Annotated in this window: 13 protein-coding genes; 9 read left to right on the top strand and 4 right to left on the bottom strand. The window is 70.4% G+C overall.

Going from position 1 to position 15116, the window contains the following annotated elements:
• Positions 1-110: 110 nt before the first annotated feature.
• Genes GB932_RS15660 through GB932_RS15680 form a run of 5 tightly spaced genes read left to right on the top strand, consistent with a single transcriptional unit; the run spans position 111 to position 5886 of the window.
• A complete protein-coding gene (locus tag GB932_RS15660) occupies positions 111-1886 on the top strand; it encodes an ABC transporter substrate-binding protein (protein ID WP_156761604.1) in 1776 nt (591 codons plus the stop codon).
• Entirely contained in the window at positions 1883-2935 is a 1053-nt protein-coding gene (locus GB932_RS15665) for an ABC transporter permease (RefSeq protein ID WP_156761605.1), read from the top strand. The genes GB932_RS15660 and GB932_RS15665 overlap by 4 nt, the downstream gene beginning before the upstream one ends.
• Positions 2922-3803, top strand: coding sequence for an ABC transporter permease (locus tag GB932_RS15670; protein ID WP_197517517.1), 882 nt, complete (start codon positions 2922-2924; stop codon positions 3801-3803). The genes GB932_RS15665 and GB932_RS15670 overlap by 14 nt, the downstream gene beginning before the upstream one ends.
• On the top strand, positions 3800-4867 hold the full coding sequence (locus GB932_RS15675) for an ABC transporter ATP-binding protein (protein WP_156761606.1): 1068 nt from the start codon (positions 3800-3802) through the stop codon (positions 4865-4867). The genes GB932_RS15670 and GB932_RS15675 overlap by 4 nt, the downstream gene beginning before the upstream one ends.
• Positions 4864-5886 carry an ABC transporter ATP-binding protein gene (locus GB932_RS15680; RefSeq protein WP_156761607.1) on the top strand — a complete coding sequence of 341 codons (1023 nt, stop codon included), beginning with the start codon at positions 4864-4866 and terminating at the stop codon, positions 5884-5886. The genes GB932_RS15675 and GB932_RS15680 overlap by 4 nt, the downstream gene beginning before the upstream one ends.
• Here the strand turns inward: GB932_RS15680 and GB932_RS15685 are convergent.
• From GB932_RS15685 to GB932_RS15695, 3 genes are read right to left on the bottom strand one after another with little or no spacing between them, the layout of a single operon-like run.
• Complete coding sequence (locus GB932_RS15685; RefSeq protein ID WP_156761608.1) at positions 5855-6580, bottom strand: cupin domain-containing protein; 726 nt, start codon at positions 6578-6580, stop codon at positions 5855-5857. The two genes, GB932_RS15680 and GB932_RS15685, sit on opposite strands and share 32 nt — an antisense overlap.
• Entirely contained in the window at positions 6577-7665 is a 1089-nt protein-coding gene (locus tag GB932_RS15690) for a Gfo/Idh/MocA family protein (protein ID WP_156761609.1), read from the bottom strand. Before GB932_RS15690 ends, GB932_RS15685 begins: the two co-directional genes overlap by 4 nt.
• Positions 7662-8567 (bottom strand): DUF6807 domain-containing protein, encoded by a 906-nt coding sequence (locus tag GB932_RS15695; RefSeq protein ID WP_156761610.1) that lies wholly within the window; start codon positions 8565-8567, stop codon positions 7662-7664. Before GB932_RS15695 ends, GB932_RS15690 begins: the two co-directional genes overlap by 4 nt.
• 75 nt (positions 8568-8642) lie before the next feature.
• Between GB932_RS15695 and GB932_RS15700 the strand changes: the two genes are divergently transcribed.
• Entirely contained in the window at positions 8643-9656 is a 1014-nt protein-coding gene (locus GB932_RS15700; RefSeq protein ID WP_156761611.1) for a LacI family DNA-binding transcriptional regulator, read from the top strand.
• On the opposite strand, the gene GB932_RS15705 is transcribed toward GB932_RS15700, so the two are convergent.
• Positions 9647-11257: a GH35 family beta-galactosidase gene (locus GB932_RS15705; protein WP_156761612.1), complete on the bottom strand. Its 1611-nt coding sequence runs from the start codon at positions 11255-11257 to the stop codon at positions 9647-9649. The genes GB932_RS15700 and GB932_RS15705 overlap by 10 nt on opposite strands.
• Before the next feature lie 199 nt (positions 11258-11456).
• On the opposite strand from GB932_RS15705, the gene GB932_RS15710 reads away from it, so the two are divergent.
• Genes GB932_RS15710 through GB932_RS15720 form a run of 3 tightly spaced genes read left to right on the top strand, consistent with a single transcriptional unit; the run spans position 11457 to position 15058 of the window.
• Complete coding sequence (locus tag GB932_RS15710) at positions 11457-12434, top strand: ABC transporter permease (RefSeq protein ID WP_156761613.1); 978 nt, start codon at positions 11457-11459, stop codon at positions 12432-12434.
• A complete protein-coding gene (locus tag GB932_RS15715) occupies positions 12428-13354 on the top strand; it encodes a carbohydrate ABC transporter permease (protein ID WP_438616720.1) in 927 nt (308 codons plus the stop codon). Before GB932_RS15710 ends, GB932_RS15715 begins: the two co-directional genes overlap by 7 nt.
• Before the next feature lie 54 nt (positions 13355-13408).
• Positions 13409-15058: an extracellular solute-binding protein gene (locus GB932_RS15720; RefSeq protein WP_156761614.1), complete on the top strand. Its 1650-nt coding sequence runs from the start codon at positions 13409-13411 to the stop codon at positions 15056-15058.
• The last annotated feature ends 58 nt before the right edge of the window (positions 15059-15116 follow it).

Here is a 15116-nt window from a genome sequence, read left to right on the forward strand (position 1 = left end):
GGAAGAGGCATGGCCCGCGCGCCGGGCGGTGACGAGACTTCCACACAACCCGACCGGGGTCGTGCCCGGACGGACCCCCACGGAATCCGAGCTCGAAGGAGAGCATCGCGATGATCAGGACACAGACATCACCCGGACGGCCTCGCCGCCTCGCGGGCGCCGCGGCGCTCGCCGCGACCGCCGCGCTCGCCCTCTCGGCGTGCACCGGCGCAGAAGCCGATCCCGACACGGGCGGCGAGGTCGGAGAGCCGCAGGCGGGCGGATCCCTCACGGTCCTCCTCGACGCGGGCTTCGCGGGCGGCTGGGCGACCGGCCTCGACCCCGCCACGAGCAACGGCACGGGCGCCAACCTCGCGCAGAACGCGTCGGTCTTCGGCGGCCTGTTCACGCTCGAGGCCGACGAGAACGGCGAGAACGCCGAGATCGTGCCGAACCAGGCCGAGAGCTACGAGTGGAAGGACGACGGCCTCACCCTCGAGGTCACGCTGCGCGACGGCATCGAGTTCAGCGACGGCACGCCCCTCGACGCCGAGGCCGTGCTCTGGAACTGGATCCGCGAGCTGAGCTCGGGATCGACCGGAGCGCCCGTCCTGCAGCTCGATCTCGATCGCGAGCCGCAGGAGCACAGCGAGGAGTTCATGGACAGCCTGTGGGCTGCGCTGCCGGAGGATGTCGACCGCGACCTCATCCAGCAGCGGCTCGGCGCGATCCAGACCATCGACGACCTCACGCTCGAGATGCACTTCACGCAGGTGAACGGCGCCTTCGTCAACGGATTCCCGACGGCGAACCTCAATCTCATCGCGTCGCCGAGCGCATACGCGGAGCTGGGGGCCGACCAGTTCAAGATCGCGCCTGTGGGAGCCGGCCCGTTCGTGATCGAGGAGAACCGCCAGAGCGAGCGCCTCGAGCTCGTGCGCAACGAGAACTACTTCAAGGACGGGTTGCCGTACCTCGACGAGCTCACCTTCCAGTCGATCGCCGGCGACCAGGTCATGTACCAGACGCTGCTGTCGGGGCAGGGCGACGTCGTCGAGGGCCTCTCGGCCGTGACCCTCATCGAGGAGGCGGGGAACAACCCGCAGGTCGAGGTGCACCCCGGCGCCCCCACCTCGCCGTACGTGATCCAGCTGAACACGCGCCAGCCGCCGTTCGACGACATCCGCGCCCGACAGGCGATCTATCACGCGACCGACTTCTCGGCGATCCAGGAGGGCCTCTTCGGCGGCGAGGGCGAACTGAGCCAGTCGTTCACCGCATCGGGCGGCCTGTTCCATGCCCCCGAGGTCGAGGGTTATCCGGAGTTCGACGTCGAGAAGGCGCAGGAGCTCGTCGACGAACTCGGGGGTCTCGAGGTCGAACTCGGCACGACCGACATCGTGACGGCGCGCTCGGTGACGACGGCGCTGCAGACGCAGTGGGAGCAGGCGGGGATCGACGTCACGATCGATTCGAAGCCGCTCGGCGACGTCATCACGAAGTTCACGTCGGGGGAGTGGGAGTCGATGCTCCAGACCGCAGGCGCATGGGATCCTGCGACGGGAATCGGCGTGCAGGTGCGGTTCGGATCGACGTCGCCGTTCAGCGGCACGCCCCTTCCCGACGGCGCGTCCAGCGCGGCCGACGCCATCGCGCGGGGCCTCACGACGCCGCTCGACGACCTGCTCGCCGACGCCGTCGCGACGGTCGATCCCGCCGAGCGCGAGGCCGCGTACGTGACCGTCGCCGAGACGATCGCCCAGGAGGCGTACGGGCCGTTCGGCATCGCGTTCTCGCCCGCGCAGGTCGTGCGGAAGGGCGTGCACGGGCCGGGCCTCACGACGCCCATCCCCGCGCTCGCCGTCAACTCGGGTGTGCTCTACGACAGGGTGTGGGTGGAGCAGTGACGACGAGCGCACCCGCCGGCCGCGCCGCGGCGCCGCCGGCGGAGGCCCCGACAGGCGGGCGCGCGGGGCCGCTCGCCCGCCTGTCGGGCTCGCCCCTGCTGCGCCTCGTCTTCCGACGGGTGCTCATCGCGATCCCGCTGCTGGTGGCGGTCAGCGTGCTCGTGTTCGTGCTGCTCGAGGCGATGCCGGGCGACCCGGCCCGCAATCAGGCCGGCATGGACGCGACGGAGGAGGAGGTCGAGGCCGTCCGCCGTTCCATGGGGCTCGACCGCCCCGCGCACGAGCGCTACCTCTCGTGGCTGTTCGGCGCCCTGACGGGGAACTTCGGCCGTTCGATCGTGAGCGGGCTGCCCGTCACCCAGCTGCTGACGGAGCGGGTGCCCGTCACCTTCGAGGTCGTGTTCCTCGCGTTCGTCATCTCGATCGCCGCCGCGCTTCCGGTGGCGATGCTCGCGGCGCGCAGGCCAGGAGGCGTCTTCGACCGCATCGTCATGGTCGGGGCGATGACCCTCCTCGCCGTGCCGAACTACGTGCTCGGCCTGCTGCTCGTGCTGCTGTTCGCCGTGACGCTGCGCGTGCTGCCGTCGATCGGGTTCACGCCGCTCTCGGCGGGGCTCGGGCCGAACCTCGCGTCCGTGATCATGCCGACGCTCGCGCTCGCGATCCCTCTCGCCTGCTTCTACGCCCGCTTCCTGCGCGGCGACCTCGTCGAGCAGATGAACTCGGCCGACTACGTCGACACGGCACGCGCCAAGGGCCTCGGGCCGTGGCGGATCCTGTGGCAGCACGCGTTCCGCAACTCGTCCTTCGGGCTGCTGACGATCGTCGGCCTCAACATCGGCACGCTCGTCGGCGGCACCGTCATCATCGAGCAGATCTTCGCGATGCCCGGCCTCGGCCAGCTCATGCTGCAGGGCGTCGGGGCGCAGGACACCCCCGTCGTGCAGATCTGCGTGTTCATCTTCGCGGCCGTCGCCGTCTTCGCCAACCTGGTCGTCGACGTCATGTACGCCGTGCTCGATCCGAGGATTCGCCATGGCGGTCGCTGACCTCTCCACGAAGGCCCTGCTCACCCCGGCGGCGGTCGATCGCTCCGTCCGGCGCGCGCGTCTCATGAAGCGGCTCACGGTGGGGATCCCCCTCGCCGTCGTGCTGCTCCTGTTCGCCGCGTGCTTCCTCGGCCCCGTCCTCCTCTCCCTCCCGCGGCCCATCGGCGGCGACGTGCTCAGCAGTTCGCTGCCGCCCGGATCCCCCGGTCATCCCCTCGGAACCGACATCAACGGCAACGACGTGCTCTCGCGCCTCCTGCACGGCGGGCAGGCCTCGCTCATCGTCGCCGTCGCCGTCAACGCCATCGGCCTGACGATCGGCGGGCTCATCGGCGCTCTCGCCGCCTACCTCGGCGGCAAGGCCGACACCGTCATCATGCGAGCGCTCGACGTGCTCATCGCCTTCCCTTCGCTCGTGCTGACGATCGCCATCGCGCAGGTGCTCGGGCCGAGCCTGCCGAACACCATCCTCGCGCTGTCCGCGTTCGCGATCCCCGGCGTCGCGCGCGTCGCCCGATCATCGACCCTGCGGGTGACGGCGATGCCGTTCGTGCAGGCTGCGGCGCTCGGCGGCAGCCCCTGGTGGCGCACCCTGCTGTTCCACATCGCCCCCAACGTCCTGCCGCAGCTCATGAACTTCGCGATGCTCGGCATGGGAATCGTCATCGTCACCGAGGGCGCCCTGAGCTTCCTCGGCCTCGGGATCCCCGCCCCCGCGCCGAGCTGGGGGAACATGATCTACGAGGGACAGCAGTCGCTCTCGGCCACACCGCTCCTCGTGCTCTGGCCGAGCCTCGCGCTGCTCGTCGCGGTGCTCTCCTTCAACCTGCTCGGCGAGAACCTGCGAGACGAGATGAGCGGCCGATGAAGACGATCGACGTGTCCACCGAACAGGCTCCCGCCGTCGGCGCGCCAGCCGACGATGCCGTCCTCCGCGTGGACGATCTGCGCGTCACCTTCACGCGCGGCGGGCGCGAGATCCGCGCCGTCGGAGGGCTGTCCTACACCGTCCGGCCCAGTCGGATGCTCGCGATCATCGGTGAATCCGGATCCGGGAAGTCGGTGAGCGTGCGCGCCCTCATGGGCCTGCTGCCGCCCAGCGCCCGCGTCGAGGGATCCGCGCGGCTCGGCGACATCGAGCTCGTCGGTCGATCCGACAAGGCGATGCGCGCGATCCGCGGCGACGACATCTCGATGGTGTTCCAGGACCCCGCCCGATCGCTCAACCCGACCATGAGCGTCGGGGCGCAGATCGTCGAGGCCGTCCGCGCGCACCGCGCCGTCTCGAAGAAGGACGCGGCCGCGCGCGCCGTCGAGCTGCTCACGCTCGTGAAGCTCTCGGCGCCGGAGCGCCGCTTCCACGAGTACCCCCACCAGCTGTCCGGCGGCATGCGCCAGCGCGTCATGATCGCGATCGCGCTCGCCGCGGATCCGCGGGTTCTCATCGCGGACGAGGCGACGACCGCGCTCGACGTGACCACGCAGGCGCAGATCATGGAGCTGCTCGTCGACCTGCAGACGCGGCTCGGCACGGCGATCATCATGATCAGCCACGACCTCGGGCTCGCCGCGAGCTATGCCGACGAGGTGCTCGTGATGTACGCGGGCCGCGCCGTCGAGCACGCGCCGTCCGAGACGCTCTTCGGCGATGTGCGGATGCCGTACACGGCCGCTCTGCTCGGCGCGATCCCGCAGCTGACGACGCCGTCGCACGCGCAGCTGACCGTCATCGGCGGCCAACCGCCGGACCTCTCGGCGCTTCCCGAGGGCTGCGCGTTCCGCGACAGGTGCCCGCGTGCGACGGAGCGCTGCGCGGAGCGGCCGCCGCTCACCGACGAGGCCTCGCCGGGGCACAGCTTCGCCTGCTGGCACCCCGTCGACCAGCGGGGTCGCGACGTCGCCAGCGCCCTGAACGAGGAGGAGACCCCGTGAGCGAGGACACCACGCCGCTGCTCGAGGTGAGCGGCCTCGTGCAGGAGTATCCGACGCGCGGACCGGGCGGCGTGAAGCGCGGCGTCGTGCACGCCGTCTCCGATGTCTCGTTCGAGCTGCGCGCCGGCGAGACGCTCGGCATCGTCGGTGAGACGGGATCCGGCAAGTCGACGCTCGCCCGCGCGATCATCCAGGTCGAGCGGCCGACGAGCGGATCCGTGCGGTTCGAGGGGCGGGAGCTCACGACGGCCTCGAAGCGCGAGCTCGTCGGCGTCCATCGCGACATGCAGATGGTGTACCAGGATCCGTTCGGCTCCCTGAACCCGCGCTGGCGCATCGAGGACGTCGTCGCCGAGCCGCTGCGGGGACACACGAGCATGACGCGGGAGCAGCGCGCGGCGCGCGTCGACGAGCTGCTCGACCTCGTCGGCCTGAACCCGGATCGCTACCGCCGCAGCCGGCCGATGGAGCTGTCGGGCGGGCAGGCGCAGCGCGTCGCGATCGCCCGCGCGATCGCCCTCGAGCCGAAGCTCATCATCTGCGACGAGGCGATCTCGTCGCTCGATGTGCTGATCCAGGCGCAGGTGCTCAACCTGTTCGAGAAGCTGCGCGACGAGCTCGGCATGGCCTACCTGTTCATCGCGCACGATCTCGCGACCGTGAAGCAGGTGAGCGACCGGGTCGCGGTGATGCATCTGGGGCAGCTCGCGGAGTTCGCGCCGTCCGACGCCCTCTACGCGCACCCTCGCCACCCGTACACGCGGGCGCTGCTCGATTCCGTCCCCGTGCTCGATCCGGTCACGGGGCGGGCGACACGCCCGATCCCGCTCGAGGGCGACCCGCCCTCGCCGATCGACCCGCCATCGGGGTGCCGCTTCCGCACGCGCTGCCCGATCGCGCAGGACGTGTGCGCGCGGGAGGAGCCGGTCCTGCGCGACGCGGGCGGCGGACAGATGGTGTCGTGCCACTTCCCGCTCGCGGCGCTCGTCAGCAGGGGAGCAGGTCCGGGAAGACCGTGAGCCGGCCGCACATACCCCAGGCCTCGGCCGGCGCCGCGTCCGCGTCGCCGACCGTCGCCTCGATGAGGTGGGATCCGTCGCCGCGGGCGAGCGCGTCGAGCTGCGCACCCGTGCGCTCGGCCTGGGCGAGCGGCCCGCGCCGCCAGGTCTCGCGCCAGCGGTCGATGCGGTCGGCGACGATCGCGGCCGCCCGCTCGTAGTACGGCGCGAGCGCCGCGCGGGCGCCGACCTCCTCCGCGCGGCCGCGGAGCTCCGCGAAGCCCGCGAGGGCGAGGTCCCGTCGGGCGCGCGCGGCCTCGCCACGGCGATCCGGATCCTCGGGGAGCGCCGCGGCGGCGCGATAGTCGTCGACCGACGCGAGCACCTCGAGCGGGAAGGTGAACACGGCGTCGCCCGATTCGGGCAGCCCCGCGTTCTGCATGAGCGTGACGATCTCGAGCCCGCCGTCGTTCACGAGGCGGTGGATCGTGCCGGGATCGAACGTGACGACGCGCCCCTTCTCGAGCGGCGTCTCGCGGGATCCCCCCGCCGTGAGGGTCTGCACGCGGCCGGCGCCGCCGATGACGACGTACCCTTCGCGTGAGACGGTGTGGAAGTGCGGGGATCCGCCGTGCTCGCCGTCGGCCGCCTCCCAGTCGTAGACGCGGAGGATCGACGTCGACACGCCGCCCGGCAGCTCGAGGTGATCGCTCATGCCGTGACCTTCTCCTCCCACGGCGCGCCGGATCCGCGCATGCTGGCCGCGAACGGGCTCGCCGCGTCGATCTCGCCCTTCGCGACGGGGCGGCCCTCGAACGCCGACGCGTAGATCGCCGCGAGCAGCTCGAGGGTGTCGCGCGCATCCGCCGTCGTGACGGGCAGCGGCCGCCCCTCCGCGAGGGCGGCGTAGGTCTCGACGAACTGGGCGCCGTGGCCGGATCCGCGCCCCGTCGCGCTCCGCTCCCACTCATCCGCGAGACCCTCGGGTGCGCCGGGCGCGGCCGTGAAGCGCCACGCGTCGTCGCCGTAGCCGTAGAGGTGCTCGAGCTCGACCGTCGCGTGCGTGTAGTCGAAGCGCAGGTAGCTCGTCTCGCGCGGCGAGAGCAGGCTGTTGACGATGCTCACGACGGCGCCGGACTCGAGGGTCACGAGCGCGGCGGAGAGGTCCTCCGTCTCGACCGGTCGCGCGCGGCGGGCCGCGACGGCCGTGACCTCGCGCCAGGGACCGAGGATCGACAGCATCGTGTCGATCTGGTGGATCCCATGGCCCATCGTCGGGCCGCCGCCCTCGCTCGCCCACGTGCCGCGCCACGGCATGTCGAAGTACGACTCGGGGCGGTACCAGAGCGTGTGGCACACGGCCGTCATGGCGTCGCCGAGCGCGCCGTCGGCCGTGCGCTCGGCGAGCCACCGGGCGCGCCCGCCGAAGCGGTGCTGCGAGACGGTCGCGAACCAGCCGGATGACGCCTCCTCGGCGGCGCGGATCCGGTCGAACTCCGCCAGCGACAGCGCCGGCGGCTTCTCGCTGAGCGCCGAGACGCCCGCGCGGAGCACCAGCTCGCCCTGCGCGACGTGCAGGCCGGGAGGCGAGCAGAGGTGCACGATGTCGACGCCGCCGGTCTCGAGCATCGCCTCGAGCGACGCGTCGACGCGCCCGCCCCACTTCGCCGCGAACTCCCGCGCGCGACCCTCGTCGATGTCGGTCACGGCGACGATCTCGGCGTCGTCGATCCGCGACAGGCTGTCGGCTTGGACGCCGGCGATGCCGCCGGTGCCGACGATCCCCACGCGCGTGGTCATCGTGCATCTCCTTCTGCGCGGGCAGCCGCGATCAGGCCCTCCGCGCGCTCCGTGTCGCTCGCGCCGTCGGCGATGACGACGTCGTACCGCATGCTCAAGCCGTCGCCGTCGGCGACGGGCACCTCCTCGTCGAAGAACGGCGCGGGGCCGAGGCAGGCGAAGATCCCCGAGCGGACGAACCACTTCGGCGTCTCGTCGAGGTCCGCCATGATGACGGTCGACGAGGCGTCGTCGCCGTCGTGCTTCCCGACGAAGCCCATCCACCGGTGCCGCGTGCCGCGGAGGTCCTCCGCATCGGCGAGACCGTCGACCGTGAGGACCTCGCCGCCGCTGAACGAGCGGGGCCCGCGCCAGAACACGCCGCCGTAGCCGGCGTTCTCGCGGCCCTCGGTCGTGGGCGATCCCATGCGGATCTCGTCGCCCGAGACGTTGCGCAGCGCGGTCTCCCAGCGCAGCGCCCACGCGTCGTCGTCGAGGATCGTCGTGGTGATGCGGCGCTCCTCGGTGAAGACAAGGGATCCGTCCTCCGCGCGCCACTCGAGTGCGTGGGCGTAGGCGCCCTCCGGCGCCGCGAGGTGGTCGATGTGCTGCTGCGTTCCGTTGTTCGGGAGCTGCTCGTACCAGCCGGCGCGGCGCGTGTAGGTCGGGCCGCCCCAGAAGTTGTGGGGGCCGGCGTTGGGCAGGGCGAGCGAGATGCCCTTGTGCCACACGTGGTCGTGCGGGCGGAACAGGCTCACGAGCCGGCCCGACCGCGTGCGCAGCGGGTGCAGGTACGGCTTCGGCGACTCGAACTGCACGGTGTCGGGACGGTAGACATATCGGGCCAGTTCGACGTCGTCGGCGAGCATGCGGACGGTGGTGTCATCGGCATCGATCAGAGTTTGCGAAAATGTTTCGATCATGGCAGGATCGAGCATAGAGGCCGCGCCGGTCGATCGTCAATCCCCGCGGCGCATCGATTCACGAGAGGATCCGTCATGGCCGCATCGCGACCCACCCTCGCCGACGTCGCCCGTGCGGCGGACGTCTCCGTTCCCACGGTCTCCAAGGCCATCTCCGGGCGCTCCGACGTCGCCGAGGGGACGCGCCAGCGCGTGCTCGAGGCGATGCGCGAGCTCGGCTACCACGCGCGGGTCGGCCTCGGTGGAAACGAGCGGCATGGGATCATCGAGCTGCTCATCGGCGGCGTCGGAACCCTGTGGGCGATCGAGATCGTGCGCGGCGCCGAGGAGGCCGCCGCCCGCTACGGCAGGTCGCTCGTCGTGACGAGCTCGCTCCGCGAGACGTTCACCGTCGACGGGTGGGTCGACGCCGCACTGGCGCACAAGGCCTCGGGCGTCATCATCGCGACGAGCCGGGTGACGGGCGGCTTCGAGCGGCTGACGGCGGCCAGGGTGCCGATCGTGCGCCTCGACTCCGCCGGCTCGGGGGGCAGCGACGAGGCGGAGGTCGGTGCGACGAACTGGGCCGGGATGCGCGACGCGACCCGGCACCTGCTCGACCTCGGCCACAGGCGCATCGGATTCATCGGCGGCGAGGCGCAGGTGCAGGTCTCCCAGGATCGGCTCGAGGGCTACAGTGCGGCCCTGCGCCGCGCGGGGATCGCCGTCGATCCCGAGCTCGTGTGCGAGGGCGATTTCATGATCAGGAGCGGCGAGGATTCGGGCCGCCGCCTGCTCGACCTCGCGGATCCGCCGACCGCGATCGTCGCCTCGAGCGATCTCGAGGCGATGGGCGTGTATCACGCGGCTCACGAGCGCGGGCTGCGCGTGCCCGAGGATCTCTCCGTGATCGGCTTCGACGACACGGTGCTCTGCGGGTACCTGTCGCCGCCGCTCACCTCGGTGCGCCAGCCCCTCGCCCAGATGGCGGATCAGGCGGTGCGCCTGCTGAGCGACATGGCGCGCGAGGATGCGTCGGCGCACCCCCGCATCGAGCTGTCGACCGAGCTCATCGAGCGCGGCAGCACCACGGCGCCGCCTCAGCGGTAGCGGTACAGCGCCACCCGCTGGATCGTCACGGCGCCTGGCACGAGGCGCACGTGACGGCCCTGATGCGTCTCGTCGCCGTTGAGCCGCCGCCGCGTGCGCCAGTCGCCGGCGTCGTCGAAGCCGCCCTCATCGCAGCGCAGGATCCCGATCACGTCCGGCGACGGATCCGCGCCGGCGAAGGTGATGGTGACGCCGATCCCCGCGATCACGAACTCGTCGTCGCCCGTGCGGATCACGATCGCGGCGGCGGGGAGGCGGGCTCGATCCGCTGCGCGGTCGTCTGCCTCGTTGATGACGCCGTCGGCGAGGCCCGGAGACACCTCGTGCTCGTACGTCGCGCTGAGCTCGAGGTCGCCGAGACGCACGCGGTGGGGCGGGCGGTGGCCGCCCTCCGGCGGGAGGAGTCCGATCATCGACGCGCCCCCGACGTGCTCGGAGATCAGCGGTGACAGCTGGCGGATCGCGTCATAGCTCGCCGAGAGCAGCTCGCCTGCGCGATCGTCGATCTGCTCGATCCCGAACGCGGAGAAGCCGATCGCGCCGTGAGCGCCGAAGGCATAGAGGGCGTTCGCCGCGGCGTCGATGCTGCGCAGCGCCTCCGGCACGAAGAGGGGATGGCCGCTGTCGACGTAGCGGGTGGCCCACTCGGCGAAGTTCGGGAAGTAGATGTCGGGGGCGAGGAAGTCGAGCGAGGGCGCCCCGGCGCGCCAGACATCGGAGAGGTGCGGCAGCGGACCCGCGCTCGGGTACTGGCCCGGTGCGCTGCCGGGGCGGATGAGCGCCGCGTTCGCATAGAGGGGCAGATCGAGCTCGACCCGGCCGGCAGCGGCGACGCCCTCGACATAGCGCGCGTAGGCCCAGGCCATGAAGATCTCGTCGGTCTCGGCGCCCGCGCCGAACACCTCGGTCCACGTGCCGGCCGTGCGGGCGCCGGCCGCCTCCCAGCGCGCACGCAGCGAAGGCTGGAGCGAGGCCGGTTCCTCGGCGAGTCGAGCGAGGAGGGCGTCGGGAACGGCGGAGGCGAACGCACGTTCGGCCAGATCGCTGTGCTCGCGCGCCTCGCGGATCATCCCGATCTCATTCTCGACCTGCACCATCACGACGGTGCGGTCGGTGTCGTGCTCGCGCAGGTGCGCCATGAGCGCCGCGAAGGCGCGCGCGTCGGCGTCGCGGCTCTCGTCGCCGAAGGGCGTGAGGATCTCGAGGGGCCGTCCCTGCGCGTCGCGGCCGCGCGGAAACCGCGCCGTGTCGGTCTTCACCCACTCGGGTGCGTAGCAGGACATGCTGTTCTTCCAGGTGCCGAACCACAGCAGGACGACGCGCATCCCGTGCGCCGCTGCGTCCTCGATCAGCTCGTCGACCGTCGACCAGTCGAATGCGCCCTCGGTGGGCTCGACGAGCTCCCAGTAGGCGGGGGCGACGACCGCGTTGAGGCCGAGGCGCTCCAGCTCCTCCCAGCGACCGGCGAGGTAGGCGCGGTGCGCGGCGGAGTTGCCGAGCTCGCCGCCGCGGATGAGGAGAGGACGCTCGTCGACGATGAGGCGGGCGGAGGTGCCGCGGCGTTCGAGGCGGGGGAGCGGGGTGGGAGAGGGGGACGGCATGGGCGCGCCTTTCCGTGCGTGTGCGCTGCCGGGACCATCAGCGGCTTTCGGAAGTGTTGCGAAACTACTTGTCCGGCAGGGATTGACTGTGGCGCACCATGCCCCTAATGTCAAGGAAATGACCGCGGAAAACTGGGGCGAAACTTTCGTCTGACCGCACCGAACCCGCCACGGAGCCGTGCGGGCATCAGGAGGATGGATGTCACTGAGGACAGTCACCGCGACGGAGGTGCTGCGCACCGACGACCGTCGCAGGCGCTCGCCGAGACATCGCTCAGGGAGCTGGAAGTCGGCGCTCCGGCGCGAGTGGCGGCTCTACACGCTCGCGGCGCTGCCCGTCGCGTTCCTGCTGCTGTTCAAGTACGTGCCGATGGTCGGAAACGTTATCGCCTTCCGGCGCTACGTCCCCGGCGGGTCGATCTTCGGCGAGCAGTGGGTCGGCTTCGCGTACTTCGAGCGGTTCCTCGCGGATGCGAAGTTCTGGGAGGTGTTCGGCAACACGATCATCATCGGCGCGCTCGCCCTGATCATCGTCTTCCCGCTGCCCATCGTGCTCGCGCTGCTCCTCAACGAGGTGCGGATCCGATGGTTCAAGAAGCTGGTTCAGACGGTCAGCTACCTGCCGCACTTCATGTCGATCGTCATCGTCGCGAGCTTCGTCTTCGAACTCACCTCGCTCGACGGCAGCATCAACGCGATGGTGAAGGCGATGGGCGGCAGCCCCATCTCGTTCATGCAGGAAGCCGACTGGTTCCGCGCCGTGTACGTCGTCTCCGAGGCCTGGCAGACCGTCGGCTGGGGAACGATCCTCTACCTCGCCGCCCTCACGACGATCGACGACCAGCTGTACGAGGCGTCGAGGATCGACGGCGCGAACCGCTGGCAGCAGACGTGGCATGTGACCCTGCCGGGCATCCAGCCGACCATGATGGTCCTCCTCGTGCTCAACATCGGCCAGTTCATGGCCGTGGGCTTCGAGAAGATCTTCCTGCTCTACAACCCCCTGACCTACCCGACGGCCGACGTGATCTCGACATACGTCTACCGCATCGGCCTCACCTCGGGCCAGCCCAGCTACGCGACGGCGATCGGCCTGTTCGAGGCGCTCATCGGCCTCGTGCTCGTGCTGGGCGCCAACCTCGTCTCGCGCCGACTCAGCGGGAGCTCCCTGTGGTGAACACGACCTCATCCGCACCGCTCGACGTCGCGGGCGTCCGCACATCGACGCGTCAGATCCGATCCACTCCCGGCTACCGCGCATTCACGATCGCCAACTTCGGGGTCCTCGTCCTCGTCGGCGCGCTCACGCTCTACCCGTTCCTCAACCTCGCGGCCCGCGCCTTCAGCGCCGAGGCGGCGATCAGCGCGGGCGAGGTGTTCGTCTGGCCCGTCGGGTTCAACACGACGACGCTCCTGAGCGTCGTCGAGCAGGAGATGTTCTGGCTCAACTATCGCAACACCATCGTCTACACGGTCGTCGCCACCGTCATCGCGATGGCCCTCACGACGACGTTCGCGTACGTGCTGTCGAAGAAGCACCTCAAGGGGCGAGCATTCCTCATCGGGCTGGCCCTCTTCACGATGTTCTTCTCGGGTGGCCTGATCCCGAACTACATGCTCATCACGGGCCTCGGGTTCAAGAACACGATGTGGGCGATCGTCCTGCCGCAGGCGATCAACGTCTTCAATCTGCTCATCATGAAGTCGTTCTTCGAGAACTTCCCCGCCGAGCTCGAGGAGGCGGCGGCGATCGACGGGCTGTCGACCTACGGGATCCTCTTCCGCATCGTGCTGCCCCTCAGCAAGGCGGTGATCGCGACCATGGTGCTGTTCTACGCGGTCGCGTTCTGGAACTCGTGGTTCCCGGCGTTCCTGTTCATGGACGAACCGAGCCTGTATCCCGTCACCGTGTTCCTGCGCAACATCATCGCCGGCGCGAGCGGCACGGGCGAGGGCCTCTCCGACAGCGCCGTGCAGATCGGCGCGAACATCAAGGCCGTCACGACGATCCTCACCGTCCTGCCCATCGTCTGCCTCTACCCCTTCATCCAGAAGTACTTCGTGTCGGGCGTCATGCTCGGCTCGGTCAAGGGCTGACGCCCGCCCCACCCCTGTCGTGAACAGCGACGTTCCCGCATCACCGGAGGAAGCATGACCATTCGAACCCGAACCCTCGCCGTCGGCACCGCCGCCGTGCTCGCGCTCGGCCTGAGCGGCTGCTCGGGGGGCGACGCCGCCCCCGACGGCGATGGGACCGTCGACGAGGACCGCTCTGTCGGCGCCATGGAGGACTTCGGCGTCGGCGACACGTTCGTCGCGACCGAGCCCGTCACGTTCGGCCTCGCCTACCGCGACCACCCGAACTACCCGTTCAGCAAGAGCTGGTCGATCATCGAGCACCTCGCCGCCGACAACGGCGTGTCGTTCGACGTCCAGTCGATTCCCCTCGCCGACTGGCAGCAGAAGCGCGCCCTCCTCATCAGCTCGGGCGAGGCAGCCGACCTCATCCCGTCGACGTACGTCGCCGATGTGCAGAACCTCACGGCGGGCGGTGCGCTGCTGCCCGTGTCCGACTACCTCGACCACATGCCGAACTTCCAGGACAAGATCGAGAAGTGGGGGCTGCGGGAGGACCTCGACCGCACGCGCGATGCGAACGGCGACTTCTTCGTCCTCCCGGGCCTGCTCGAGCAGGCGAAGCCCGACTACACGATCGCGATCCGCGCCGATCTGTGGGAGCAGGCGGGGCTCGAGGATCCGAAGACATGGGACGAGTTCGCCGAGCAGCTCGAGGTGATCAAGGAGGAGTTCCCCGACCTCCAGTACCCGTACACGGAGCGGTGGAGCATCAACGGCCCGATCGAGGGCACGATGCAGGCGGCGGCGGGCAGCTTCGGCACCGAGGCCGGATGGGGCTTCGGCGACGGCGTGACCTGGAACGGATCCGAGTACGAGTACACCGGGGCGCAGGACGGCTACCGCGATCTCGTCACCTACTTCCACGGCCTCGTCGAGGACGGTCTGCTCGACCCCGAGGGCGCGACGCAGGACGACGACTCGGCCAAGGCGAAGTTCACGACGGGCAAGGCCGCGGCGATCGGCTCGAACTCGCAGGAGATCACGACCTATCGGCAGGGCCTCGCCGAGACGGGCAACGATGACGCGGTCGTCCGGAACATCGTCGTGCCGGGTGGACCCGCGGGCGACACGATGGATGCCACGACGGGCGGCCGATTCGAGTCGGGCATCGCGATCGCCGCGAGCGCGGCCGACAAGCCGTACTTCAAGGCGCTCCTGCAGTACGTCGACTGGCAGTACTACGGCGACTCGGGGCTCGAGTTCGCGCAGTGGGGTGTCGAGGGCGAGACCTACACGGTCGACGGCGGCGAGCGAGCGCTCCTCGAGGGCATCGACTGGAACGGCACGAACCCGGATGCGGGCGATGACCCGCAGCTGCTCAACACCGACTTCGGCTACTACAACGGCGTCTGGTCGCTCGCCCACGGCTCGACGGCCGAGCTCGTCAACTCGATGGTCGACGACGAGGTGGCGGCGTTCCGCGAGGAGATGAACGCGCGGAAGGAGGTCGCCGAGAACGGTCCCGCGATCGTGCTCGACGATATGCAGCGCGAGGAGATCGCGATCACCCAGACGAACCTGGAGGACCTCGTCATGACGGCGACCGCGCGATTCATCACGGGCGCCCGGTCCCTCGACGAGTGGGACGCATACGTCGGGGAGCTCCGCGCCGCCGGCATGGACGGCTTCGTCGAGACGATCAACGAGGCCGCGGCCTCCTGAGTCGCGGCGCCCGCGCGCCGCATACGACATCGCCGGGGGCGGGAATCCATCCCGCCCC

This window comes from Microbacterium karelineae (genome assembly GCF_009745985.1).
In the GTDB taxonomy this organism is placed as follows: domain Bacteria; phylum Actinomycetota; class Actinomycetes; order Actinomycetales; family Microbacteriaceae; genus Microbacterium; species Microbacterium karelineae.